Genomic DNA, 23,110 nt, shown 5'->3' on the forward strand with positions numbered 1-23,110 from the left:
GGTTCAGGGACGGCGCCCCGGCGGCAGGCGCGCCGCAATCTCGGTGACCAGTTCGCGCGCGAGCGTGAGCTTGGGTGCGCGCGGCAATTCCCGCACGCCCTTGGCATCGACCAGCAGCAGGCTGTTGTGATCCTGCCCGAAGGTGAGCGGTCCGATGTTGCCGACCAGCAGCGGTATGCCCTTGCGCTCACGCTTGGCCTTGGCATGTTCCGCGAGATTCTCGCTTTCGGCCGCGAAGCCGACGCAGAACAGTTGGCCGCCCTTGGCTCGCGGGCTCTGCGCCACGGCCAGGAGGATGTCTTCGTTCTCGACGAATTGCAGCGCCGGCGGTTGGCCGCTGCCGTCCTTCTTGATCTTGTGCTCGCTGTGGGCGGCGGGTCGCCAGTCGGCAACGGCAGCCGTCGCGACAAAGATCGATGCGGTCTGGACCGATTGCAGCGTCGCTTCGAGCATCTGCTGCGCCGAGAGCACGTCGACGCGGCGGACACCCCGCGGCGTCGGCAGGTGCACCGGACCGGCCACCAGCGTGACCTCGGCGCCGGCATCACGGGCCGCGCGGGCGATGGCGAAGCCCATCTTTCCGGATGAATGGTTCGTGATGCCGCGGATCGGATCGAGCGCCTCGAAGGTCGGCCCGGCCGTGACGACCACGTGCTGGCCCGCGAGCACCTTCGGCTGGAACTGGGCAATGACTTCGTCGAGCAATTGATCGGGTTCGAGCATGCGACCGTCGCCCGTCTCTCCGCAGGCCTGCCAGCCGTTGCCCACGCCCAGCACCCGGGCGCCATCGGCGTCGACCTGCCGCAGGTTGCGCTGCGTCGCCGGATGGATCCACATCTCGCGGTTCATGGCGGGCGCGATGAGCAGGGGCACCCGGTCCATCGGGCGCGCAAGGCACATGAGGCTCAGCAGCTCGTCGGAGCGGCCTTGCACCAGCCGTGCGATGAAATCGGCACTGGCGGGCGCAAGGACGATCGCATCGGCCTCGCGACTGAGGTTGATGTGAGGCATGTTGTTGGCCTCGCGCACATCCCACTGCGAGGTGTAGACGGGACGCCCGGAAAGCGCCTGCATCGTCACCGGCGTGATGAATTGCGTGGCCGCCTCGGTCATCACGACCTGCACGGTGGCGCCGGCCTTGACCAGCAGTCGGCAGAACTCCGCCGACTTGTAGCAGGCGATGCCGCCGGTGAGCCCGAGAAGGATGTGTTTGCCCGCGAGTTCCATGGGCGTATTGTTGCTCACCCCCAGGCTTCCGCACTTCGTGTCGTACGCCTCCCCCCGACCGGGGGCGGGCCGGCCGCTTCGGGCTGCCGGGCGCGGCGGCCCTCGCGAATCAAGCCTTTGCGCCGGAAGGGCTGGGGGGCGCACCTATAATCTGCATTTCCCACTTCCCGGACCTGCACGTTCGGAACTGGCATGACCAAATTCGTCTTCGTCACCGGTGGTGTGGTGTCTTCCCTGGGCAAGGGAATCGCCTCCGCCTCGCTCGCCGCGATCCTCGAATCGCGCGGCCTCAAAGTCACCCTCATCAAGCTGGATCCCTACATCAACGTCGACCCCGGCACGATGTCTCCCTTCCAGCACGGCGAAGTCTTCGTCACCGACGACGGCGCCGAAACCGACCTCGATCTAGGCCACTACGAGCGCTTCATCACGACGCGCATGCGGCGCGCCAACAACTTCACCACCGGCCAGATCTACAAGTCTGTGCTCGAGAAGGAGCGCCGCGGCGACTACCTCGGCAAGACGGTGCAGGTGATCCCGCACATCACCAACGAGATCCAGGAATACGTCAAGCGCGGCGCCGGCATCGGCACGCCGCACGAGGTCGACGTGGCGATCGTCGAGATCGGCGGCACGGTAGGCGACATCGAGTCGCTGCCTTTCCTCGAGGCCGTGCGCCAGATGAGCCTGCGCATGGGCCCGAACAACTCCGCCTTCGTGCATCTGAGCTACGTGCCCTGGATCGCCGCGGCCGGCGAACTCAAGACCAAGCCCACGCAGCACACGGCGCAGAAACTGCGCGAGATCGGCATCCAGGCCGACGCCCTGCTGTGCCGCGCCGACCGCCCGATCCCCGACGACGAGCGCGCCAAGATCTCGCTCTTCTCGAACGTCCCCGAGTGGGGCGTGATCTCGATGTGGGACGTGGACACCATCTACAAGGTGCCGCGCATGCTGCACGAGCAGGGCCTGGACGGCCTGATCTGCGACAAGCTGCGCATCAACACGCCGCCGGCCAAGCTCTCGCGCTGGGACGACCTGGTCTACGAGGTCGAGCACCCGCAGAAGGAAGTGGCCATCGCGATGGTCGGCAAGTACGTCGACCTTTCCGACAGCTACAAGTCGCTGAACGAGGCGCTGCGCCACGCCGGCATGAAGAACCACGCCCGCGTGAAGATCGACTACGTCGATTCGGAAACCATCACCCGCGAAGACGTCGCACGCCTTTCCAAGTACGACGCGATCCTCGTTCCCGGCGGCTTCGGCCAGCGCGGTGTCGAGGGCAAGATCGCGGCGGCCCGCTTCGCCCGCGAAACCAAGGTGCCATACCTGGGCATCTGCCTCGGCATGCAGGTCGCGACCATCGAGTACGCCCGCAACGTGGCCGGCCTCAAGAACGCCAACAGCACCGAGTTCGACCCCGAGACACCCTGCCCCGTGATCGCGCTGATCACCGAGTGGAAGGACAACGACGGCACCGTCAAGACCCGCGACGAGAAGTCCGACCTGGGCGGCACGATGCGCCTCGGCGCGCAAAGCTCCGACGTGGCGCCAGGCACCCTCGCGCACAGCATTTACGGCGACGTCGTGACCGAGCGCCATCGCCATCGCTACGAGGCCAACGTCAACTACCTGGACGAACTGCGCAGGGCCGGCCTGGTGATTTCGGCGCTGACCCAGCGCGAGCACCTGACGGAAATCGTCGAACTTCCCCAGAACGTGCACCCCTGGTTCATGGGCGTGCAGTTCCACCCCGAGTTCAAGTCGACGCCATGGAGCGGTCATCCGTTGTTCAACGCATTCATCAAGGCTGCGCTCGAGCATCAAGGCGCGGACAAGAAGGCACTGAAGGTGGTTGCATGAAGCTGTGCGGATTCGACATCGGGCTGGACAAGCCCTTTTTCCTGATCGCGGGTCCTTGCGTGGTCGAGTCCGAACAGTTGCAGATGGACACCGCCGGCACGCTCAAGGAAATCACCTCCTCGCTCGGTATCCCCTTCATCTTCAAGAGCAGCTTCGACAAGGCCAACCGCTCGTCAGGCACCAGCTTTCGGGGCCCCGGCCGTGACAAGGGCCTGGACATCCTGGCCAAGGTGAAACGCGAGCTAGGTCTGCCGGTGCTGACCGACGTCCACACCGAAGACGACATCACGGCCGCCGCGAAGGTGGTGGACGTGCTGCAGACGCCGGCCTTCCTCTGCCGGCAGACCGACTTCATCCGCGCGGTGGCGCAGTCGGGCAAGCCCGTCAACATCAAGAAGGGCCAGTTCCTCGCGCCTCACGACATGAAGAACGTGATCGACAAGGCGCGTGCGGCAGCCAAGGAGAAGGGCCTGCCCGAAGACAGCTTCATGGCCTGCGAACGCGGCGCGAGCTTCGGGTACAACAACCTCGTCTCCGATATGCGCTCGCTCGCGATCATGCGCGAGACGGGCGCGCCGGTGGTGTTCGACGCCACGCATTCGGTGCAGCTGCCCGGCGGCCAGGGCACGAGTTCCGGCGGCCAGCGCGAGATGGTGCCGGTGCTGTCGCGCGCCGCCGTCGCGGTGGGCGTGGCGGGCCTCTTCATGGAAACCCATCCCGATCCCGCCAAGGCATTGAGCGACGGCCCGAATGCGGTGCCGCTCAAGCACATGAAGGCCTTGCTCGAAACGTTGTTGGCACTCGACAGCGTCACCAAGAAAAACGCATTCCTAGAGGACATATTCCAGCAATGACGAGTGCCTACATCATCGCGAACGTCGAAGTCACGAATCCGACGCAGTACGAGGAGTACAAGAAGTGGTCCACCGAGGCCATGAAGGCGCACGGCGCCGAGGTCTGCGTGCGTGGCGGCAAGGTCGAGGTGCTCGAAGGTGACTGGCATCCCCAGCGCCTGGTGCTCCTCAAGTTTCCGACGGTCGAGGCAGCGAAGAAATTCAATGATTCGCCCGAGTACGGCAAGGCACGCGCAGCGCGTCAAGGCGCGGCGGTGATGCGAATGATCGTGGTCGAAGGTGTTTGATTGGCTAACCCCCAGGCTTGCTCACTTCGTGTAGCCGCCCACCCCCTTGCAGGGGGCGATACCGGCAGCCCGGCGGAGCCGGTTCTGCGGTATCCCTGGACGGGCAGTGGCATGATTTGGGGCTGTGTGTGTGGTGTGTGATTACCAGGTTTTTTTCGGAGTAAGAGAACAATGAGTGCAATCGTTGACATCGTCGGGCGCGAAATCCTCGACAGCCGCGGCAACCCCACCGTCGAGTGCGACGTGCTGCTCGAATCGGGCACCATGGGGCGCGCAGCCGTCCCCTCGGGCGCATCGACCGGATCGCGCGAAGCGATCGAGCTGCGCGACGGCGACAAGAGCCGCTATCTCGGCAAGGGCGTGCTCAAGGCCGTCGAGAACATCAATACCGAAATCTCCGAAGCCGTGCTGGGCCTCGATGCCAGCGAGCAGGCCTTTCTCGACCGCACGCTGAACGACCTCGACGGCACCGACAACAAGGCGCGCCTGGGCGCCAACGCGACGCTGGCCGTGTCGATGGCCGTGGCCCGCGCGGCCGCCGAGGAATCCGGCCTGCCGCTGTACCGCTACTTCGGCGGCATGGGCGGCATGCAACTGCCGGTGCCGATGATGAACGTCATCAACGGCGGCGCGCACGCCAACAACAGCCTGGACCTGCAGGAGTTCATGATCATCCCCGTGGGCGCCAAGAGCTTCCGCGAGGCCGTGCGCTATGGCGCCGAAGTGTTCCACGCACTCAAGAAGATCCTGGGCGACCGCGGCATCAGCACCGCGGTGGGCGACGAAGGGGGTTTCGCGCCGAGCGTCGAGAGCCATGAAGCGGCGATCCAGCTGATCCTCGAAGCGATCGACAAGGCCGGCTACACCGCAGGCGAACAGATCGCGCTGGGCCTGGACTGCGCCGCCAGCGAGTTCTACAAGGACGGCCAGTACGTGCTCTCCGGCGAGAACCTCAGCCTCACCGCCGAAAGCTGGACCGACATGCTCGCGACCTGGGTCGACAAGTACCCGATCATCAGCATCGAGGACGGCATGCACGAAGGCGACTGGGACGGCTGGAAGCACCTGACCGAACGCCTTGGCAAGCGCGTGCAACTGGTCGGCGACGACCTGTTCGTGACCAACACGAAGATCCTCCAGGAAGGCATCGACAAGGGCATCGCCAACTCGATCCTCATCAAGATCAACCAGATCGGCACCCTGACGGAGACCTTCGCCGCCATCGAGATGGCCAAGCGCGCGGGCTACACGGCCGTGATCAGCCACCGCTCGGGCGAGACCGAAGACAGCACCATCGCCGACATCGCGGTGGGCACCAACGCCGGCCAGATCAAGACCGGCTCGCTGTCGCGCTCCGACCGCATCGCCAAGTACAACCAACTCTTGCGCATCGAAGAAGACCTCGGCGACGTCGCCAGCTACCCAGGTCGCGCTGCTTTCTATAACCTGCGCTGATCTCCCCAGGATCAGGCGCCATGCGTTCACGCATCGTCCCGATCATCCTGGTCCTCCTGCTGCTGATCCTCCAGTGGCAGCTGTGGACCGGGCGCGGCAGCGTGCGCGATGTGGCGCAACTGCAGGAGAAACTGGCCGACCAGAAAGAGGCCAACGCCCGCGCCGCCTTGAACAACGAAAGGCTCGCCAACGAGGTCAACGACCTCAAGGAAGGCCTGGAGATGGTCGAGGAGCGTGCCCGGCAGGAGCTTGGCATGGTCAAGCCCAACGAAGTGTTCGTGCAAATCACGCACTGAATGGCTTCGATCCCGGCGGCCGCATGACGCCTGATCTCCCTGCCGGCTGCGTCATCGCGTTGCTCGGCGCCAAGGGCACGGGAAAGACCGATCTCGCGAACGCGCTCGCTGCACGGCTTTCGCTGCGCGGCATGACTGCGACGCTGGTGGCGGACCTCTCGCATGAATGGCGAGTCCGCGAGCGCCGCACTCCCGGCACATCCGACCTGGCCGCCATCGCGCGCGAGCAGACGCTTTGCATCGCAGCGGCTGCCGAGCGCAGCGTTGTCGTGGCCGACACGACGGCCCTGATGAGCGCGGTCGACAGCGACATCCTCTTCGACGACAACACCTTGTACGCGAAGGCGCTGGCCGCGCATCGCGGCTACGCGATCACGCTGCTCATGGCGCTCGACTTGCCGCCCGCCGACGACGAAGGCCAGCGCGACCGCGCCGACGCCGCATTGCGCACGGCCCTCGCGGGCGCCGGAGCACCCTACGCCGTGATCCACGGCCGTGGCCCGGAGCGACTGGCCAATGCCTGGAATGCGATCAACTTCAGCGCGGAAGCCGCCGCCAATGCGTCGGGCCGCGGTCGCTCCGACGCCGACCAGCGCCCCTGGTTCTGGCCGTGCGACAAGTGCTCCGATCCCACGTGCGAGCACAGGCTGTTCACCGACCTCGTGGCCCGCCGCCCTTCGTGATCCCTCCAATACCCATGGCAAGTTCATCGCACCTTCTTCGCCTGGCCGCTTCGATGGCCGCGGCGTCCTTCGTCTGCGCGTCCGCCTGGGCCACACCGGCCAGTGTGACCGTCGAGAACCAGACAAAACCCACCGCCTGCGCCGAGGAGGACAACGTCTCCCTGACCCTCCGCGGCCAAGGCATCGCACGCTTCCGTGTCGAAGCGCTGCAGCCACCGTATCTGGCCGACATCCAGGCCGACGTCACCGCACCCGACTTCTCCAACTGCAACTTCGACGGCGGCGCGCATCCCACCGATCCGAGCTACACCTTCAAGCCGCGCCGCGTGGTGCTTCACGACAGCAAGGAATGGATGATCGTCGGTATCACGCTGCCCAGTTTCTGGCGGCCGCACAGAGTGCCGGTGCGCGTCGGCAAGCGCTCCGAAGACGACATCCACCTGCTGCAGGTCTACGCCAAGAAGGCCGGTTCCAAGCCGCTTGAGGCGCTGGTGATGTATCCGGCCGATGGCTACTGGCGCCTCAAGCCGCTGCCGCTGGCGCGCTTCGGAGACGGTGTCTACGGCTCGTCCTTCCTGATGGGCCCTGTGGAAACGGATGGCCGGCCGGTGGTGAATATCGCCTCGATCGAGGTCAGGACACAGCCACTCGCCTTCCACGTGCGCTTCGCCGATGGCGGGCACGCGGATGTGAAAGTCGCGGAGATCAGCCGGACCCGGACGGCCCTCGATGTATCGCTACGGCCGCCGACGCGCCAGAACCAGCCGTTCGCGATGCTGCGCTCGATGTACGTGGCCGCGGACAACGCGGACATGAGCGCACTGGGTTGGCGAACCACGCCCACCTCGGCCCCGCAGACCCGGGATCTGCTCTCTGTCTCCACGCTCGAAGCGGCCGAGGTCCGGTTCGGCCGGACAGTGCCATCGCGCCACAACACGAGCGCGCCGGACATCCGGTTCAGCAGATTCGAGACCGGGCCCACGCGATCCGCGCCCTGAGCGCAAAAGCAGAAGCGCCGGGCGCATACTGGCGACCGTCCTGAGGGATGGAGTCCGTATGAAGACAACGTCGTGGCAAGACACGCTCCGCCTGCTGGCATGGGGCCTGATCGGTTTGCTGACGCTGGTGTGCCTGAATGCATGCGGCGGTGGAGGCGGCAGCGGCTTCGATCCATGGGGCAATGGCCTGAACTCGCCCCTGCTGCCCCCGGCAGGACTGCACTTCGAGCGCGATGCGGTCGTCTACCCGGTGGGCCATCCGATCGAACCCAACGTCCCCGGCAACAGCGGCGGCCGCATCGTTCGCTACAGTGTCGCCCCCGCGCTGCCCGACGGCCTCCGGATCGATCCAGTCACCGGCATCATCAGCGGCACGCCGCAGGTGCTGGCCACCCTGGCCGTCTACACGGTCACCGGCACCAACCTCGCCGGTTCCGTCACCACCGGCGTCCAGATCTCGGTCACGGCCAGCACGCTGCCGCCCACGAACCTGAGCTTCGAGAACTACGATGCCGTCTACACCGTCGGCCAGCCCATCCCGCCGAACGTCCCCACGCTGGAGGGCGGCGACGCGAGCGGCTTTGCCGTGCAGCCCGCGCTGCCAGACGGACTGGTGCTGGACCCGGCCACCGGCGTCATTTCCGGGACGCCCCTCGGAGCCGCCGCACCTGCCAACTTCACGGTGACCGCGCGCAACAGCGCTGGCTCGACCCGCGCCGTGGTGCGAATCGAGATTCGCAATCCCCCCGTGGCACCGCCTGCGTCACTGAGCTATCAGGAACCCAGCGCGCTCTATGCCGAAGGCCGGCCGACCTCGCCCAACCATCCACACAGCACCGGCGGCGCAATCAGCGCCTTCTCCGTCGCACCGTCATTGCCCCAGGGGCTGAGCATCGACACCATCGCCGGTGTCATCTCGGGCACGCCGTTGGGCCCCCAGCCAGCCACCGTCTATACCGTGACGGGCAGCAACGAGTCGGGTCAAGTCACCGCAAAACTCAGCATCACGGTGCTGCCTGGGGGTTCGTGGACGGGCGCGGGCTCGATGAACGCCGCTCGCACAAACCACACCGCGTCCCTGCTGCCGAATGGCAACGTGCTGGTGGCCGGCGGATACAACGAGAGCGGTACGCTCGCCACGGCACAGGTGTATTCGCCGGCCCTGAATCAGTGGACGTCACTCAGCACCATGGCCAACTCGCGCTTCTTCCACACCGCGACCGTGCTGCCGGATGGCCGGATCCTTGTCGCGGGCGGCGAGTACACCGGCGGCTATCGCGCCTCGGCGGAACTCTACGATCCCGCCACCGGCTTGTGGACGTCGGCCGGCACCATGAGCACCGCTCGAAGCGGCCACACCGCGACGCTGCTGCCAAATGGCAAGGTGCTGGTGACCGGCGGATTCAACGGCGTCTACCTCGCCACGGCGGAGTTGTACGACCCCACCAACGGCACATGGGTTGCCACATGGGCAGCCACCTCGTCAATGACCGCCGCCCGTAGCCTCCACACCGCAACCTTGCTGCAGAGCGGCAAGGTATTGGTCGCAGGCGGCTTTGGCGGCAGCACGCTGGCATCGGCGGAGTTGTACGACCCCGCAACGGGCCAGTGGACGTCCACCGGCCCCCTGAACACCGCGCGCTTGACCCACACCGCGACGCCGCTGCCCGGCGGCAAGGTGCTCGTCGCAGGCGGATTCGGCGGTGGGTCTTCGTTGTCGTCAGCGGAGCTCTACGATCCCGCGACCGGCCAATGGACGCTCACGGGCTCCATGAGCACGCCACGCACGGCTCAAACCGCGACGCTTCTGCTGGCCGGCAAGGTCATGGTCGCGGGCGGCTACGACAACGTCACTGTCTGGGAGACGGCCGAGCTCTACGACCCCGCCTCCGGCCAATGGACGGCGACAGGCTCCATGGCGACCGCTCGCTACTTCCACACGGCAACACTGCTGTCGGGTGGCAACGTCCTGGTCGCGGGAGGCCACGACGCCGATTCCCTGGCCTTGGCCGAGGTGCAGGTTCCGTAGCGCAGTGGACCGGTCCTACTGGACCACCGGCGTGCCGGGCATCTGGTCGCCCGGCGCGGTGAAGATCTGCGCGGCATCGACCGCATCGAAACGGTACTGCTTGCCGCAGAAATCGCATCCGACCTCGATGTCACCGCGCTCGGCGAGGATGCCGTCCGCCTCCTCGGCGCCGAGTCCGCGAATCATGTTCGCCACCCGCGCGCGTCCGCAGGTGCACGCGAAGTGCGGCCCCAGCAAGCCGGCTTGCGGTTCGAAGCGCAGCAGCTTCTCTTCCCAGAACAGGCGACGCAGGATCGTGTCCACATCCAGCGTGAGCAGTTCGTCGCGCGTCAGGCTCGACGCCAGGATCGAGATGCGGTTGTAGTCCTCGTTTCGGCCGATCTCGTCCTCGTTGGCCTGGTCGTTGTCGCTGCGGGATGTGCCTTCGAGATTGGCTTCGCCCTTGACGGGCAGGCGCTGGATCAGCAGGCCCGCCGCCACCTTGTCGTCCGCCGCGAGCACGAGCGTCGTGTCGAGCTGTTCGCTTTGCAGCATGTAGTGCTGCAGCACGTCGCTGAGCCGTTCGAGCTTTTCGCCGTGGTCGCCGAACAGCGGTACCACGCCCTGGTAGGGCTGCTGGCCCGGGAGCTTGTCCTTGGGGTCGAGCGTGATCGCGCAACGGCCCTTGTTGTGGACGTTCACCATGTCGGGCAGGCGCGCATCAGCCGAGAGCTCGCCCACCACCTTGGCGGTGGCGCGCAGGCTCAGGTCGGGCTTCACTTCGGCGACCGCGATCTTGACCGGGCCATCACCGAAGATCTGGAGGATGAGCGCGCCGTTGAACTTGATGTTGGCCTGCATCAGCGTGGCCGCGGCCGTCATTTCACCCAGCAGTTCCGCCACGGGGGGCGGATACGCGCCGGTGCCGGTGTTCGAAGCGCGGCGCGCCAGGACCTCCTGCCAGGCATCGGTCAGGTGGACGATCATGCCGCGCACCGGCAGGCCGTCGAACAGGAACTTGTGCAATTCGCTCAATGGGGACTCGCTCTCCCGCCGATTCAGGCGATTTTCTTGAGGCCCTTCGCGAAGCGACGGCCGTTTTCCACATAGTGCCCGGCAGTCTGCCGGAGCTTCGCGGCGGTGGCATCGTCCAGCGTGCGCACCACCTTGGCTGGCGAGCCGATGATGAGCGAGTTGTCAGGAAACTCCTTGCCCTCGGTCACCACGCTGCCGGCACCAACGATCGAATTGCGGCCGATCTTCGCGTTATTCAAGATCACCGCCTGGATGCCGACCAGCGAGTTGTCACCGATCGTGCAGCCATGCAGCATGACCTGGTGGCCGACCGTGACGTTCTCGCCGATGGTCAGCGGGAAGCCATGATCGGCGTGCAGCACCGACAGGTCCTGCACATTGCTGTTGCGCCCGATCCGCAGCTTCTCGGTGTCGCCGCGCGCCACGGCGCCGAACCAGATGCTCGCGTTCTCGGCCAGCACCACATCGCCGATGACCTGCGCGCTGTCGGCGACCCACGCGCCTTCGCCGAGTTGAGGTGCCACGCCATCGAGTTCGTAAAGTGCCATCGCGGTCTCTCCAGAGGTCGAAAACTAGAATTGTAGGGATGCACCCCCGCCACGGCGCCCTGGCCGCACTGCGCCTCACCGATCCCGAGCTCAAGGTGGCCGCCACGCGCGCCACGGTGGCGGCTTCGACTCTGCATCCGATCCCGTTGGGGTCAATCCGGACGACGGGCGACGAAGCCGGCGTGCCGGGCCGCCCCGAGCGACCGCTTCGCGTCTCGGCCACCGAGGTCGAAAAGCGCTCGCCCTTCACGCCCGAAGGCCGGGCCGCGCTGATCCATTCGATCTGTCACATCGAATTCAACGCGATCAACCTCGCACTCGACGCCGCCTGGCGTTTCGACGGCATGCCAGAAGCCTACTACCGCGACTGGCTGCGCGTGGCCGACGAGGAAGCCCAGCACTTCACGCTGCTTCACGAGCACCTGCGCGGCATGGGCTACAGCTACGGCGACTTCACCGGCCACGACGGCCTGTGGAACATGTGCGAGAAGACGAAGGACGATGTGGTCGCCCGCATGGCCCTGGTGCCTCGCACGCTCGAAGCGCGCGGACTCGACGCGACGCCCCTGATCCAGGCCAAGCTGCGCCGCGTGAACACGCCGGACGCGCTGGCGGCCTGCGCGATCCTCGACATCATCCTGCGCGACGAAGTCGGGCACGTGGCGATCGGCAATCGCTGGTACCGCTGGCTCTGCGAGCGTGAGGGCCTCGACCCGATCGCGCACTACCGCGTGCTCTACCGCCGCCACGAAGCGCCGCGACTCAGGGCACCGTTCAACCTGGAGGCGCGCGCACAGGCTGGCTTTACCGACGAAGAGTTGCAGGCGCTGTCGCAAACGTGAGCCTGGGCTCTCCTACTCCGCCCGTATTCCCGCCGCTCGCACGATGCGGCCGTTGCTCTCGAACTCATCGGCGATCTCGTTGGTGAACTCCTCGACGCGGCCGCCGGTCGGCACGTTGTCGGTCTGCTCCAGCTTGGCGCGCAGATCGGGGCTGGCCAGCGCCCGGTTGATCTCGGCGTTGTATTTCTCGATCAGGATCGACGGCGTCCCCGCCGGCGCGAACACGCCGAAAAGCGAAGACACGTTCGCCGCGGGATAGCCCAGCTCCGCCAGCGTCGCCACCTTCGGCAGGGTGTCGAGACGCGTCGGCGCCCCGACCGCCAGCGGGCGCAGCCTCCCCGACTTGATCTGCGCAGCCACCGCCGGTCCGGCGTTGGTCGACAGGATCTCGAACTGTCCTCCCACGGCGTCGTTCAGCTGCTGCCCGCCGCCCTTGTAAGGGATGTGCGTGATGTCGACCTTTTCCGCCGCACGCAGCTGTTCGAGCACGACGTGGCCCAGCGACGCCTGGCCCGAGGTCGCCCAACGCACCGCACCGGGCCGCGCCCTGGCGTCATCGAGCAAGGACTTGAGATCGCGCATGCCCGTCGCGGGCGTCGCCAGCAGCAGCACCGGCGAGTACATGACGCTGACCACCGGCGCGATGTCCTTGAGCGGATCGAAGGGCGACTTGCCGAGGTGCGGATTCAGGACCAGTGGGCTGACAGCGGAAAAGCCCAGCGTGGCGCCATCCGGTGCAGCCTTGGCGACGGCGTCCATGCCGATGGTTCCGCTGGCGCCCGCCTTGTTCTCGACCACCAGCGTGCTGCCGAGCTGTGCCGAGAGCTTGTCGGCCAGCGCGCGCGCAACGACATCGCTGACGCCGCCGGCCGGATAGGCGACGACGAGGCGGATCGTCCTGGGAATGACCTGCGCCTGCGAAGCGCCTGCGGACATTGCAAGACCCAGGGCAAGGACCAGGGTTCGGCGGGAAAAACTCAAAGGCATCGATACGACTCCACGAACGGATATCCGATTCTCCAGCGAATGACGAAAGCGCGAAGTCAGCCTCGCGGATGGTGCTGCGCATGCAGCTGTTTCAGTCGCTCGCGTGCGACGTGCGTGTAGATCGTGGTCGTCGAAATATCCGCATGGCCGAGCAGCAATTGCACCGCGCGCAAGTCGGCGCCGTGGTTCAGCAAGTGCGTCGCAAAGGCATGGCGGAGCGTGTGCGGCGAAAGCGGCACATGGATGCCGGCCGCCAGCGCGTTCTTCTTCACGATGACCCAGAACATCATCCGCGTCATGCCCGAACCGCGATTCGTGACGAACAGATCCGGCGTCTGCTGGCCGTCCAGGATGAGGGGGCGTGAGCCGTGCAGGTAGCGCTCGATCCAGCGGCGCGCCTCGCCACCGAAAGGCACGAGCCGCTCCTTGCTCCCCTTGCCGAGCACTCGCAGAACGCCATCGTTGAGGCTCAGCTCGAACACCTTGAGCTCCACCAGTTCGCTCACGCGAAGCCCGCTCGCATACATCAGTTCGAGCATCGCGCGATCTCGCAAGCCCAGCGGCGTATCGACGTCCGGCGCCGCCAGCAGATCGTCGACCTGCTTTTCCGACAAGGTCTTGATCGCACGCGGCATCTGCCGGGCCGGCGCGAGCCGCAGGGTGGGATCGGCGCTGATGCGCTGTTCGCGCAGCGCCCAGCGGTAGTAGCGCTTGAACACGGTAAGCCGCCGATTTGCCGAAGTCGCCTTGCCCTTGTCGGAGAGACGCACGCCCATGTAGGCCTGAAGGTCGTTCTCCAGGGCGGCATCCAGCCCCTTGTCGCGCTCGGCCCTCATCCAGTGCGCGAACAGCTCCAGATCGCGTCGATAGGCGGCCAGCGTGTTCTTCGAGAGACCGTCCTCGAGCCACAGGGCGTCGATGAAGTCGTCGATTTCAGGCGTCTCGGTAGGCGTTTCGGTGGCCGCGGTCATGCGATGCAAGATAACAAAAGAAAAAGCCGCCCGGGCGGGGGCGGCTTCGAGCGATGGCGCCCCGGATCAGTCGAGCTGCAGCTTCTGCTTGACCACGACCTGCTTGTACACCTCGTACTCGGCCTTGATCTGCGCCGCGAACTGTTCCGGCGTGTTGGCAACGATCAGCGAGCCCGTGTCCTCGATGCGCTTGCGCACGGCCGGATCCTCGACCGATTTCTTCACGCCCGCGTTGACCTTGTCGACCACATCCTTCGGCAGGCCCTTCGGACCCAGGATGCCGTAGTAGGCCATGCGGTTCACCGGCTCCAGGCCGACTTCCTTGAAGGTCGGCACATTGGGCAGCGCGGCGAGGCGCTGCGGCGCCGACACCACGATCGGCACCAGCTTGCCGGTCTGGATGAAGGGCAGCGCCGAAGGGATGTTGTCGAACATGATCGCCACCTGTCCGGCCACCACGTCGTTCAGCGCCGGTCCGGCGCCGCGGTACGGGATGTGCGTGACGTAGGTGTTCGTGAGGCTCTTGTAGAGCTCCATCAGCAGGTGCCCGATGCCGCCCGTGCCCGACGAGGCGTACGAGTACTTGCCGGGGTTCTTCTTCAGCTCGGCGACGAACTCGGCGTAATTCTTGGCCGGGAAGCTCGGGTGCACCGCGATGATGTTGGGTGTGGCCGCGATGTTGACGATCGGCGTGAAGTCGTTGATCGGGTCGTACGGCGTCTTCGGGTTGATCGCCGGATTGGCCGCCGTGCTCGACACCGTCGCGACGCCGAGCTTGTAGCCGTCAGGGGTGGCCCGTGCCGTTTCGGCTGCGCCGACGATGCCGCCGCCGCCCGCCCTGTTGATGACCACCACCGGCTGGCCCAGTGCCTTGCCCAGCGGTTCCGAGATCACGCGCGCCACGATGTCCGTGGTGCCGCCCGGTGCGAAGGGCACCGAAAGTTCGACGGGCTTGTTCGGATAACCCTGCGCCCAGCTGGACCCCGCGAATGCGAACAGCGCGGCGGCGCCGGCGAACGCATTCCATTGACGACGTTGCATTGAATAGCCTCCTTGGGCCGATGATCAAAGCCCGGATGCTAACGGGTCGTTCGCCGCGGCACCTCGTGGATAACCCACGCCATGCGCCGGATATCCTCGAACGGGTGAACTATGCGCAGCTGCTCTTCCCCGACTTCTCCCTCATCGCCTGCGGCTGGCTGTTGTGCCGCTACACGGCGCTCAACCGCCAGGTATGGATACAGGTCGAAAGCCTGGTGTATTACTTCCTCTTCCCGGTGCTGCTGTTTCATTCGATCGTGCGCAGCCCGCTCGATTTCGCGGCGACATCGAACCTGCTGACCGCGGGCGTGGGTGTCGGGCTCAGCGGCATCACGCTGGCCTACGCCCTGCCCTTCAGTCCGGGCATCGGCCGGTACATCGACCGTCGCGACCACGCGGCCAGCGCGCAGGTCGCCTTTCGCTTCAACTCGTTCATCTGCCTGGCCCTGGCCGAGCGTGTGGCAGGGGCAGAGGGCCTGCTGATGATCGCGGTGCTGATCGGCGTCTGCGTGCCGATGTTCAACATCGCCGCCGTGTGGCCGATGGCGCGACACGCGCAGACCGGCTTCGCGCGCCAGCTAGCGCGCAACCCGCTGATCATCGCCACCGTGACCGGCCTCATCGCCAACCTGCTCGGCCTCGGCGTGCCGACCTGGCTCGAACCGACGCTGTCGCGTATCGGCGCGGCATCGCTTGCCCTCGGGCTGATGGCGGCCGGCGCAGGCATGCAGTTCGCGACGCTCGCGCAGGGCAAGGTGCTGGCCGTGTCGGTGCTCACGATCCGGCACCTGGTGCTGCCGCTGATCGGCTGGGGGCTCGCGGTCGTGCTCAGGCTGCATCCCGCGCAGGCGGCGGTGCTGATGACGTTCTCGGCGGTGCCCACCGCGTCGAGCGCCTACGTGCTGGCCGCGCGCATGGGCTACAACGGCGCCTTCGTGGCGGGGCTGGTGACGCTCTCGACGGTGCTCGGCGTGTTGAGCCTGCCCTTCGCGCTGGCGCTCGCGCGCTAGCCCGGCATTTCAACGGCTACGATGCTCCCATGCGCCGCTACCTCCTGGCCGTTCTAGCAGCATCGCTTGCCGGCGCAGTGCAGGCACAGGAGTACACCCGATACCAGGGTGCCTGGAACGGCCCCTTCCTGTTCTACGTCGTGCAGCAGGACACGGGCGCGCAAGGCCCGCCGGAGGTCTACCCCGGCGTGCTTCAGATCGACGCCGACGGCCGCGTGCATGGCAACGTCCCCGAAGCCACCTGCACCCTGACGGGATCGAGCATGGACTACGTGTCGCCCGCGAATGCCACGGTCGAACTGACGGTCGCAGGCTGCCGGGACACGCGCTTCAACGGCCATTTCAGCGGCAAGCTGATCAACAACCCAGCGCTCAAGTACGGCTCGATTCGCCTGAGTTCGATGCGCTCCCTGGATTCGGGAACCGCGCAGATCTCCGCGATCATCCGGCACTGAACCCGAGCGCCCATTCGACGTGTTCCCGCACGAGTGCGCTCGGGTGCTCGCGGCGCGTGGCCAGTGCCGTGCGCGCGCCCTCATCCCCCGCGCGCAGCGCATTGCCCAGCGCCACCGCCACGTTGCGCAGCCACCGCTCGTGGCCGATGCGCCGGATCGGGCTGCCTTCGGTGTAGCGCAGGAAGTCCTGCTCGCTCCATGCGAAGAGTTCGCCCAGATGCCGCCCGGTCAGCCCGTCGCGCGGGTCGAAATCGGGCAGCGCGCTCTTCTTCGCGAACTTGTTCCAGGGACAGATCAGCTGGCAATCGTCGCATCCGTAGATGCGGTTGGCCATCAGCGGCCGCAATTCGAGCGGAATCGACCCGGCATGTTCGATCGTCAGGTACGAGATGCATCGCCGCGCGTCGAGCCGGTGCGGCGAGATGATCGCCTGCGTCGGGCACACGTCGATGCAGGCGCTGCAACTGCCGCAGTGCGGCGTGACCGGGTCGCTCGGCGGCAGTGCCATGTCGACGTAGATCTCGCCGAGGAAGAACATCGAGCCGGCATCCCGATCCAGCACCAGGGTGTGCTTGCCGCGCCAGCCCTGGCCGCTGCGCGAAGCAAGCTCGGCTTCGAGCACCGGCGCGGAATCGGTGAAGGCGCGGTGGCCGAAGGGGCCGACCTCGTCGGCAATGCGATCGGCCAGCTTCGACAGCCGCGAACGCAGCACCTTGTGATAGTCGCGACCGCGCGCATAGACCGACACGATGCCTTCGCCCGGCCGTCGAAGCCGCGCGAACTCCACCGCCTGCCAATCGTCGGGCGTGGCGCGCGGGAGGTAATCCATGCGCGCGGTGATCACCGACACGGTGCCGGGCACCAGTTCCGCCGGCCGCGCGCGCCGCGTGCCGTGCGCGGCCATGTAGTGCATGTCGCCGTGAAACCCTTCCGCCAGCCAATGCATCAGGCCCGGCTCTGCGCTCGAGAGATCGACACCCGCGATCCCGATTTGGGAGAATCCGAGCTCCCGGGCCAAAGCCTGAATCCGAATCACGAGTTGATGGCTGCCGATCACATGCCGATTGTAGAAACGCATACCGCCACGCGGATCTGGCGCACCGAAGACGACACGGACGCGTTGGCGCTCGCGCTTGCCGGGTCACCGGCGCTCCGCGACGCCTTCATCTCGCTGCAGGGCGACCTGGGCGCGGGCAAGACGACTTTCGTGCGCCATCTGCTGCGGGCGCTGGGCATCACGGGCCGCATCAAGAGTCCGACCTATGCAGTCGTGGAGCCGCACGAGGCGCCCGACGGACTCGCCATCTTCCATTTCGACTTCTACCGCTTCAGCGATCCGCGCGAGTGGGAGGATGCCGGCTTCCGCGACATCTTCGCCGGCCCGGGTGTAAAGCTGGCGGAATGGCCTGAAAACGCTGCGGGGCGCATTCCGCTTGCGGACCTCGCTATTAAAATAGAAGCAATGATCGACGACACCCGCACCGTGACCCTCCGCGCCCACACGCAGCGCGGCAGCCGGTTGCTTGCCGACGCTGCATGAGAGCGGACGGACTGAAGCGACGCGCGCTGCTGCAAGGCGGCAGCATTGCATTGCTGCTGGGCATCCACGAGATTGCCCGCGGCGCGACCATCGTCGCGGTGCGCGTATGGCCCGCTTCCGACTACACCCGCGTGACCATCGAATCCGACGGCCGCCTGAATTCGCAGCAGCTCGTGGTCGGCAGCCCGCCGCGACTGGCGGTGGACATCAACGGCATCGACCTCAATCCCGCGTTGCGCGAACTGGTCGGAAAGATCAAGCCCGACGATCCGTTCATCAACGGCCTGCGCGTCGGGCAGTTCGCGCCGGGTGTCGTGCGCATCGTCTTCGACCTCAAGCAGTCGGTGGCGCCGCAGGTGTTCTCGCTGGCGCCCGTCGCGGCGTACAGGGACAGGCTGGTGCTCGACCTCTATCCACAGCAGGCCGCCGATCCGCTTGAAGCGCTGATCACCGAGCGACTGCGCGATGCGCCCAAGACGGCGATGGCCAGCGCAGCCCCCGCCGACGCATCCGCGCCCTCGCGCTCCGGCACCCAGGCCGCCGATCCGCTGGGTGACCTCATGGCGCAGCAATCCGCCCGCCCGACCCCGTCGGTGACGGTCACTCAGGCCAATCGTCCGACGGCGCCGGTCGGCCCGTTGCCCATTCCCCTGCCGTCGACGGGGAGCGCTCCGGCGGCGCCTCCTCCGCCCACCACCGGACGCAGCGTCGCCACGGCGAGCCAGACCGACCGCATCATCATCGTCGCGCTCGATCCGGGCCACGGCGGCGAAGACCCCGGCGCCATGGGTCCGAACGGCACGCGCGAGAAGGACATTGTGCTGCAGATCGCACATCGGTTGCGCGAGCGCATCAACGCGAGCAGCGTCAACGGCAACCCGATGCGCGCCTTTCTGACGCGCGACGCGGATTTCTTCGTCCCCCTCGGCGTGCGCGTGCAGAAGGCGCGCCGCGTGCAGGCCGACCTGTTCGTCAGCATCCACGCCGATGCCTTCACGACACCCGAGGCGAAGGGCGCGAGCGTGTTCGCGCTGAGCCAGGGTGGCGCATCGAGCAGCGCGGCCCGCTGGCTCGCGAACAAGGAAAACCAGGCCGACACGGTCGGCGGCGTGAACGTCGGCAATCACGAGGCGCAAGTGCAGCGCGCGTTGCTCGACATGAGCACCACCGCGCAGATCAACGACAGCCTGAAGCTCGGCGGCGCGATGCTGGGCGAGATCCGCAGCATCGGCGCACGCCTGCACAAGCCGCAGGTCGAGCAGGCGGGTTTCGCGGTCCTCAAGGCGCCGGACATTCCCAGCGTGCTGGTCGAGACGGCCTTCATCAGCAACCCCGAGGAAGAGACCAAGCTGCGCAGCACGGCCTACCAGGAAGACCTGGCGGATGCGCTGATGCGCGGCATCCAGCGCTACTTTGCGCAGAACCCGCCGCTGGCGCGCAGCCGGCAGTTGTGAGTCGGTGCCTTTGAGCGGTCAGTCCGTTCGAAGGTCGACCATCGCATCCAGGGTTGTCTGGAGCGCCGCGGCGCGACGCTCGAATTCCGCGTGGACAAGTGCGGCGAGGGCCTCCACCTCACTTCGTTGGATTCGGCCCATGCGCCTGCGCGACGCTTGCGCCCTGGCGAAAATTTCACGGGCGCAAACGAGGGCGCGGTATGCCTCGTGCACTGCGGTGCGCTCGACTGCGGCTTGCCTGGCCAGTGCGGCGCGTTGATCTGCGGGTTTGGAAAAAGCGTTCTCGCCCGTGAGGGGAACGTCGGGGTGGCGCGCGGGCGCGCAAGTAGGGTGGACCAAGTTTGGCCTCCAGAAGCTGCAGTTTGCAAAAACCGCCGCACCCGACGCCAATCAGGGGCGGCGACTCGAACGGGTTGGCGTACCGGGCAGCTCCTGCGAGAACCGGCGAGCCTCGCGGCTCCCCGCTCGAGCCGCCAAAAAAGGGGCACGAACAACGAAGCCGCAGGACTACTGCGGTAGTGGCTGCGGCTTTCGTCGCAGTGCTGCATCGGGACGCCAATCCCAGTCACGCCTTTTTTGACGTGACGAACAAAGTATAGCCAGCGTGAAATCCTGCGAGCTTGTCAGGCTTGCGAATCAAGTGAATCAACAGCTTGCGCACCAAGGATTCATCGCTGCGCGAGCTCAGTTCACGGATCCGTATTGAACAACGGCTATCGCCAGGTCCGTGAATCCGCAGCCCGTTGCGGTCATAGAGCTCGCCAAATTGGTGGCCAGACAGCCGACATTCGCCGTTGATCCCGAGGGAAGTCAATACCTCTGAGCGGCGTCAGTTCCGACCGGCTTTTTGCATTCATGCCTGAGCGGTGCGCAAACGTGTGTTTTGGCGGGCGGCAACGAAATTGGCTTTTCATGGCGGCAGGGCAAGGGCTCTATTCGCTGTATGTAAACACTCAAGGTGCGAGAGTCGGCTAAGCGAACCAGATCGGGCTTACGTACTCGACCACCGGCTCGGCGGCTTTAGGGCGAGCTCAGTATGGGCGAGCAAGCGGAACTCCAGGGGTGTGGCTCTGTTTCTTCATGGCGTTCCCAAGTGCATCTACCTGAACCAACCTTCTGGGGCCGCCGCTGACATCGCGGGCACTCGGCGAAAAAAGTCTCGTGGACCTACGATATGTACATGAGCATCAAAACAACCGACCTTTGTGACGCATGTGAGCAGGCGCAGGCCTGCGCTTTACCGTTTGTGGGATATGGCCAAATTAGGGCGTTTGCCGGCGCTATCCGCACAGCGCGATACACAGATGGGCTCAGCGCCCTTCGCGTCCTGGTCAATCAAGCGGGCGATGGACAGGTACTCGTCATCGACGCAGGTGCATTGGAATGGCGTGCACTCTTTGGAGACGTCATGGCCGGCCTCGTCACTCGCAACGGGTGGGCAGGTGTGGTTGTCAACGGCATGATCAGAGATCGAGCGGAGATCGACGACATGAACATCGGGGTGAAAGCTCTCGGAACGATCCCTCGCCGGGCCAACATGGGCGGAATGGGCGAAATAGACCTCCCGGTTCATTTTGGCGGGATCACATTTCCCCCGGGTGCACGGTTGGTTGCGGATGAAGACGGGGTGATCGTGCTGCCGCAGGGCATGACGGAATCGGACATCAACGTTGCTGACGCAATTGCTGCCACAGTTGGGTACGCCACTGGGTCAACCCCACGGTAAACTGAAGCGGCGGACTCGGCGCCGTATCAGACCTCTCCCCGATGATCACCCTGCATCACTGCGTCAGCGCACGCTCGTTCCGCCCTCTTTGGATGCTCGAAGAAATCGGGCTGGCCTACGAGCTTAAGATGCTGCCCTTTCCGCCGCGAGTTCTGTCGCGGCAGTACCTTGAGGTCAACCCCCTCGGGACAGTGCCGATGCTTTCCGAGGGCGCCATACGAATGACCGAATCGGCCGCGATCTGCCAGTACCTGGCTGCTCGCTTCTCGGCAGGCCAACTGGATGTAGGCCATGAAGAGCCAGATTTCGGTTCGTACCTCAACTATCTCCATTTCGGTGAGGCGACCTTGACGTTTCCTCAAACGCTCGTGTTGCGGTATGCGCACTTCGAACCTGCGGAACGAAAGCAGCCGCAGGTCGCTGAAGACTATGCCAAATGGTTCCTGGCGCGCTTACGAACGCTGGAGCCGCTGCTCGCGGAGCGCGACCACCTCTGCGCGGGGCGCTTTACTGCGGCGGATGTGTCGGTCGGCTATGCGCTGCTGCTGGCCCAACACCTTGACCTGGCAGGGCGCTTCACCTCGTCGGTGGCGGCATATTGGGAACGTCTACAGGCGCGACCGGGCTTCAAGGGCGCAATAGATGCGCAACAAAGGGCCGCCGAGGCGCAAGGTGTTTCCCTAACCCCCGCCCCCGAGATCAGGCCGGATGGTCGCTAAATGCCAGTGCGGGTTAAACGCCTGATAGGAAGGTCCTGAATTTGCTCCAACCGGCCCGCGACCTCTACCTCCGCCCCCCTAGGCGCGTGAAGTGGACGGCTTTGCAATGTTTCACTGCGCTTGTTGACGGGAGCAGAAATGTCGAATGAACCCAAGGAAGATGGAGCGCGAATGGTCCCAATGAACGTGGGCACGTGGATCCGCAAATTGGATCTCATGACGTTGCGCTTGTTTGCTTCGATTACCGAAGAGCGAAACATCGGGCGCGCTGCTGTCCGCGAGTCAATTGCTCCCTCAGCCGTCACGAAGCGAATTCAGCAGCTGGAGGACACGCTCGGCTTTAGGCTGATGTACCGCGATCCGAAAGGCACGCGCTTGACAGCGGCAGGCGCGATAGTTGATTCACATGTCAAGCGCATCCTGACTGCCATCGACGACCTCCACCATGAACTTGGTGACTTCGTCGTGGGTGTTCAGGGACATGTGAGACTTTGGGCCAACGCCTCCGCGCTTGCAGAATACTTAGCCGAGGATCTGGGCACATTCACCCGCAACTTTCCAGCAGTGACGCTGGACATTGACGAGGGCGATTCAGTTGAGGTCGAGCACGCTGTGGCGTCCGGCGTGGCCGACGTCGGAATCTGCTCGCCTCCACTCGACCCGTCGCCCAAACTATCGATCCAGCCTTATCGCACCGACCGCCTCGTGGCAGTAGTCAGTGTCCTGCATCCTCTCGCCAATACGGAAAAGTTTACGTTTCGAGACCTGCTGGGGACCGATCTCATCGGCAGTGGCAAAAAGAGCGGAATGACCCGGCTGCTGGAACACGCAGCAGCACAACTGAAGATGAAATATCAGCCCAGGTATCGAGTTGCCTCTGGCGAAGCTGCTCGCAGCCTCGTCCGGGCCGGCCTCGGCGTGGCGATACAACCGTCGGGGATGGTGTGGCCTTATGAAGACGCAGAGCGGGTCCGCTCAATCCCGATCACGGACAAGTGGGCGGAGCGAGACTTGTGCATCCTCACACTTGCATCACGTCCTCACTCCGTCGCAGTGACAACGCTGACTACATTTCTCACCGACACCAGAAATTCGAGGTAACGCGATACTC

Annotated in this window: 23 protein-coding genes and 1 pseudogene; 17 read left to right on the forward strand and 7 right to left on the reverse strand. The window is 65.6% G+C overall.

From position 1 onward, the window contains the following. Positions 1 to 3: 3 nt before the first annotated feature. Complete coding sequence (coaBC, locus tag AC1D3B_RS00650; RefSeq protein ID WP_478188991.1) at positions 4 to 1,227, reverse strand: bifunctional phosphopantothenoylcysteine decarboxylase/phosphopantothenate--cysteine ligase CoaBC; 1,224 nt, start codon at positions 1,225 to 1,227, stop codon at positions 4 to 6. A gap of 192 nt (positions 1,228 to 1,419) precedes the next feature. Between coaBC and AC1D3B_RS00655 the strand changes: the two genes are divergently transcribed. From AC1D3B_RS00655 to AC1D3B_RS00690, 8 genes are all read left to right on the forward strand, one after another. Then, positions 1,420 to 3,090, forward strand: a complete 1,671-nt coding sequence (locus AC1D3B_RS00655) for a CTP synthase (protein ID WP_478188736.1) — start codon at positions 1,420 to 1,422, stop codon at positions 3,088 to 3,090. Next, positions 3,087 to 3,944: a 3-deoxy-8-phosphooctulonate synthase gene (gene kdsA, locus AC1D3B_RS00660; RefSeq protein ID WP_478188737.1), complete on the forward strand. Its 858-nt coding sequence runs from the start codon at positions 3,087 to 3,089 to the stop codon at positions 3,942 to 3,944. The genes AC1D3B_RS00655 and kdsA overlap by 4 nt, the downstream gene beginning before the upstream one ends. After that, positions 3,941 to 4,231, forward strand: coding sequence for a DUF1330 domain-containing protein (locus AC1D3B_RS00665; RefSeq protein WP_478188738.1), 291 nt, complete (start codon positions 3,941 to 3,943; stop codon positions 4,229 to 4,231). Before kdsA ends, AC1D3B_RS00665 begins: the two co-directional genes overlap by 4 nt. Positions 4,232 to 4,402: 171 nt before the next feature. Next, positions 4,403 to 5,686, forward strand: coding sequence for a phosphopyruvate hydratase (gene eno, locus AC1D3B_RS00670; protein ID WP_478188739.1), 1,284 nt, complete (start codon positions 4,403 to 4,405; stop codon positions 5,684 to 5,686). A gap of 20 nt (positions 5,687 to 5,706) precedes the next feature. Next, positions 5,707 to 5,982 (forward strand): cell division protein FtsB, encoded by a 276-nt coding sequence (gene ftsB / locus AC1D3B_RS00675; protein ID WP_478188740.1) that lies wholly within the window; start codon positions 5,707 to 5,709, stop codon positions 5,980 to 5,982. A 23-nt stretch (positions 5,983 to 6,005) separates the two neighbouring features. After that, the gene (locus AC1D3B_RS00680; RefSeq protein WP_478188741.1) at positions 6,006 to 6,665 is read left to right on the forward strand and encodes an AAA family ATPase; all 660 of its coding nucleotides are present in this window, start codon (positions 6,006 to 6,008) and stop codon (positions 6,663 to 6,665) included. Between the two features lie 14 nt (positions 6,666 to 6,679). Further along, positions 6,680 to 7,663, forward strand: coding sequence for a hypothetical protein (locus AC1D3B_RS00685; protein ID WP_478188742.1), 984 nt, complete (start codon positions 6,680 to 6,682; stop codon positions 7,661 to 7,663). Positions 7,664 to 7,721: 58 nt separating this feature from the next. Then, on the forward strand, positions 7,722 to 9,692 hold the full coding sequence (locus tag AC1D3B_RS00690) for a Kelch repeat-containing protein (RefSeq protein WP_478188743.1): 1,971 nt from the start codon (positions 7,722 to 7,724) through the stop codon (positions 9,690 to 9,692). Between the two features lie 15 nt (positions 9,693 to 9,707). Here the strand turns inward: AC1D3B_RS00690 and hslO are convergent, their stop codons facing one another. Both hslO and AC1D3B_RS00700 read right to left on the reverse strand, forming a co-directional pair. Next, entirely contained in the window at positions 9,708 to 10,706 is a 999-nt protein-coding gene (gene hslO, locus AC1D3B_RS00695) for an Hsp33 family molecular chaperone HslO (protein WP_478188744.1), read from the reverse strand. 23 nt (positions 10,707 to 10,729) lie between these two features. Next, positions 10,730 to 11,254 carry a gamma carbonic anhydrase family protein gene (locus AC1D3B_RS00700; protein ID WP_478188745.1) on the reverse strand — a complete coding sequence of 175 codons (525 nt, stop codon included), beginning with the start codon at positions 11,252 to 11,254 and terminating at the stop codon, positions 10,730 to 10,732. Between the two features lie 38 nt (positions 11,255 to 11,292). Here AC1D3B_RS00700 and AC1D3B_RS00705 point away from each other — a divergent pair, with 38 nt between their 5' ends. Next, entirely contained in the window at positions 11,293 to 12,096 is an 804-nt protein-coding gene (locus AC1D3B_RS00705) for a ferritin-like domain-containing protein (protein ID WP_478188746.1), read from the forward strand. Between the two features lie 12 nt (positions 12,097 to 12,108). Here AC1D3B_RS00705 and AC1D3B_RS00710 read toward each other — a convergent pair whose 3' ends face one another. From AC1D3B_RS00710 to AC1D3B_RS00720, 3 genes are all read right to left on the reverse strand, one after another. Then, on the reverse strand, positions 12,109 to 13,083 hold the full coding sequence (locus AC1D3B_RS00710) for a Bug family tripartite tricarboxylate transporter substrate binding protein (protein WP_478188747.1): 975 nt from the start codon (positions 13,081 to 13,083) through the stop codon (positions 12,109 to 12,111). 56 nt (positions 13,084 to 13,139) lie between these two features. Further along, the gene (gene xerD / locus AC1D3B_RS00715; RefSeq protein ID WP_478188748.1) at positions 13,140 to 14,054 is read right to left on the reverse strand and encodes a site-specific tyrosine recombinase XerD; all 915 of its coding nucleotides are present in this window, start codon (positions 14,052 to 14,054) and stop codon (positions 13,140 to 13,142) included. A 66-nt stretch (positions 14,055 to 14,120) separates the two neighbouring features. After that, the gene (locus AC1D3B_RS00720; RefSeq protein WP_478188749.1) at positions 14,121 to 15,095 is read right to left on the reverse strand and encodes a tripartite tricarboxylate transporter substrate binding protein BugE; all 975 of its coding nucleotides are present in this window, start codon (positions 15,093 to 15,095) and stop codon (positions 14,121 to 14,123) included. A gap of 92 nt (positions 15,096 to 15,187) precedes the next feature. Between AC1D3B_RS00720 and AC1D3B_RS00725 the strand changes: the two genes are divergently transcribed. Next, positions 15,188 to 16,105, forward strand: coding sequence for an AEC family transporter (locus tag AC1D3B_RS00725; RefSeq protein WP_478188992.1), 918 nt, complete (start codon positions 15,188 to 15,190; stop codon positions 16,103 to 16,105). A 29-nt stretch (positions 16,106 to 16,134) separates the two neighbouring features. Next, positions 16,135 to 16,560: a hypothetical protein gene (locus AC1D3B_RS00730; RefSeq protein WP_478188750.1), complete on the forward strand. Its 426-nt coding sequence runs from the start codon at positions 16,135 to 16,137 to the stop codon at positions 16,558 to 16,560. Here the strand turns inward: AC1D3B_RS00730 and queG are convergent. Then, positions 16,547 to 17,617, reverse strand: a complete 1,071-nt coding sequence (gene queG / locus AC1D3B_RS00735; RefSeq protein WP_478188993.1) for a tRNA epoxyqueuosine(34) reductase QueG — start codon at positions 17,615 to 17,617, stop codon at positions 16,547 to 16,549. The genes AC1D3B_RS00730 and queG overlap by 14 nt on opposite strands. On the opposite strand from queG, the gene tsaE reads away from it, so the two are divergent. The 6 genes and pseudogenes from tsaE to AC1D3B_RS00765 all read left to right on the forward strand — a co-directional run bounded on the left by tsaE (position 17,603) and on the right by AC1D3B_RS00765 (position 23,100). Further along, entirely contained in the window at positions 17,603 to 18,100 is a 498-nt protein-coding gene (gene tsaE, locus AC1D3B_RS00740; protein WP_478188751.1) for a tRNA (adenosine(37)-N6)-threonylcarbamoyltransferase complex ATPase subunit type 1 TsaE, read from the forward strand. The two genes, queG and tsaE, sit on opposite strands and share 15 nt — an antisense overlap. After that, a complete protein-coding gene (locus AC1D3B_RS00745; protein WP_478188752.1) occupies positions 18,097 to 19,554 on the forward strand; it encodes an N-acetylmuramoyl-L-alanine amidase in 1,458 nt (485 codons plus the stop codon). The genes tsaE and AC1D3B_RS00745 overlap by 4 nt, the downstream gene beginning before the upstream one ends. A gap of 855 nt (positions 19,555 to 20,409) precedes the next feature. Then, positions 20,410 to 20,529 (forward strand): annotated as a pseudogene (locus AC1D3B_RS00750) (SMP-30/gluconolactonase/LRE family protein); the annotation flags it as partial. A 205-nt stretch (positions 20,530 to 20,734) separates the two neighbouring features. Beyond that, complete coding sequence (rraA, locus tag AC1D3B_RS00755; protein ID WP_478188753.1) at positions 20,735 to 21,280, forward strand: ribonuclease E activity regulator RraA; 546 nt, start codon at positions 20,735 to 20,737, stop codon at positions 21,278 to 21,280. A 41-nt stretch (positions 21,281 to 21,321) separates the two neighbouring features. Next, positions 21,322 to 21,999 (forward strand): glutathione S-transferase family protein, encoded by a 678-nt coding sequence (locus AC1D3B_RS00760; RefSeq protein WP_478188754.1) that lies wholly within the window; start codon positions 21,322 to 21,324, stop codon positions 21,997 to 21,999. A gap of 138 nt (positions 22,000 to 22,137) precedes the next feature. Further along, positions 22,138 to 23,100: a LysR family transcriptional regulator gene (locus tag AC1D3B_RS00765; RefSeq protein ID WP_478188755.1), complete on the forward strand. Its 963-nt coding sequence runs from the start codon at positions 22,138 to 22,140 to the stop codon at positions 23,098 to 23,100. Positions 23,101 to 23,110: the final 10 nt, after the last annotated feature.

The organism is Variovorax sp. P5_A3 (assembly GCF_056400665.1).

Excerpts from the sequence above, each read along its gene's own strand:
- coaBC (WP_478188991.1), bottom strand. The coding sequence starts at position 1,227 with ATGGAACTCGCGGGCAAACACATCCTTCTCGGGCTCACCGGCGGCATC.
- AC1D3B_RS00655 (WP_478188736.1), top strand. The coding sequence starts at position 1,420 with ATGACCAAATTCGTCTTCGTCACCGGTGGTGTGGTGTCTTCCCTGGGC.
- kdsA (WP_478188737.1), top strand. The coding sequence starts at position 3,087 with ATGAAGCTGTGCGGATTCGACATCGGGCTGGACAAGCCCTTTTTCCTG.
- AC1D3B_RS00665 (WP_478188738.1), top strand. The coding sequence starts at position 3,941 with ATGACGAGTGCCTACATCATCGCGAACGTCGAAGTCACGAATCCGACG.
- eno (WP_478188739.1), top strand. The coding sequence starts at position 4,403 with ATGAGTGCAATCGTTGACATCGTCGGGCGCGAAATCCTCGACAGCCGC.
- ftsB (WP_478188740.1), top strand. The coding sequence starts at position 5,707 with ATGCGTTCACGCATCGTCCCGATCATCCTGGTCCTCCTGCTGCTGATC.
- AC1D3B_RS00680 (WP_478188741.1), top strand. The coding sequence starts at position 6,006 with ATGACGCCTGATCTCCCTGCCGGCTGCGTCATCGCGTTGCTCGGCGCC.
- AC1D3B_RS00685 (WP_478188742.1), top strand. The coding sequence starts at position 6,680 with ATGGCAAGTTCATCGCACCTTCTTCGCCTGGCCGCTTCGATGGCCGCG.
- AC1D3B_RS00690 (WP_478188743.1), top strand. The coding sequence starts at position 7,722 with ATGAAGACAACGTCGTGGCAAGACACGCTCCGCCTGCTGGCATGGGGC.
- AC1D3B_RS00700 (WP_478188745.1), bottom strand. The coding sequence starts at position 11,254 with ATGGCACTTTACGAACTCGATGGCGTGGCACCTCAACTCGGCGAAGGC.
- AC1D3B_RS00705 (WP_478188746.1), top strand. The coding sequence starts at position 11,293 with ATGCACCCCCGCCACGGCGCCCTGGCCGCACTGCGCCTCACCGATCCC.
- AC1D3B_RS00710 (WP_478188747.1), bottom strand. The coding sequence starts at position 13,083 with ATGCCTTTGAGTTTTTCCCGCCGAACCCTGGTCCTTGCCCTGGGTCTT.
- xerD (WP_478188748.1), bottom strand. The coding sequence starts at position 14,054 with ATGACCGCGGCCACCGAAACGCCTACCGAGACGCCTGAAATCGACGAC.
- AC1D3B_RS00720 (WP_478188749.1), bottom strand. The coding sequence starts at position 15,095 with ATGCAACGTCGTCAATGGAATGCGTTCGCCGGCGCCGCCGCGCTGTTC.
- AC1D3B_RS00730 (WP_478188750.1), top strand. The coding sequence starts at position 16,135 with ATGCGCCGCTACCTCCTGGCCGTTCTAGCAGCATCGCTTGCCGGCGCA.
- tsaE (WP_478188751.1), top strand. The coding sequence starts at position 17,603 with ATGGCTGCCGATCACATGCCGATTGTAGAAACGCATACCGCCACGCGG.
- AC1D3B_RS00745 (WP_478188752.1), top strand. The coding sequence starts at position 18,097 with ATGAGAGCGGACGGACTGAAGCGACGCGCGCTGCTGCAAGGCGGCAGC.
- rraA (WP_478188753.1), top strand. The coding sequence starts at position 20,735 with ATGAGCATCAAAACAACCGACCTTTGTGACGCATGTGAGCAGGCGCAG.
- AC1D3B_RS00760 (WP_478188754.1), top strand. The coding sequence starts at position 21,322 with ATGATCACCCTGCATCACTGCGTCAGCGCACGCTCGTTCCGCCCTCTT.
- AC1D3B_RS00765 (WP_478188755.1), top strand. The coding sequence starts at position 22,138 with ATGTCGAATGAACCCAAGGAAGATGGAGCGCGAATGGTCCCAATGAAC.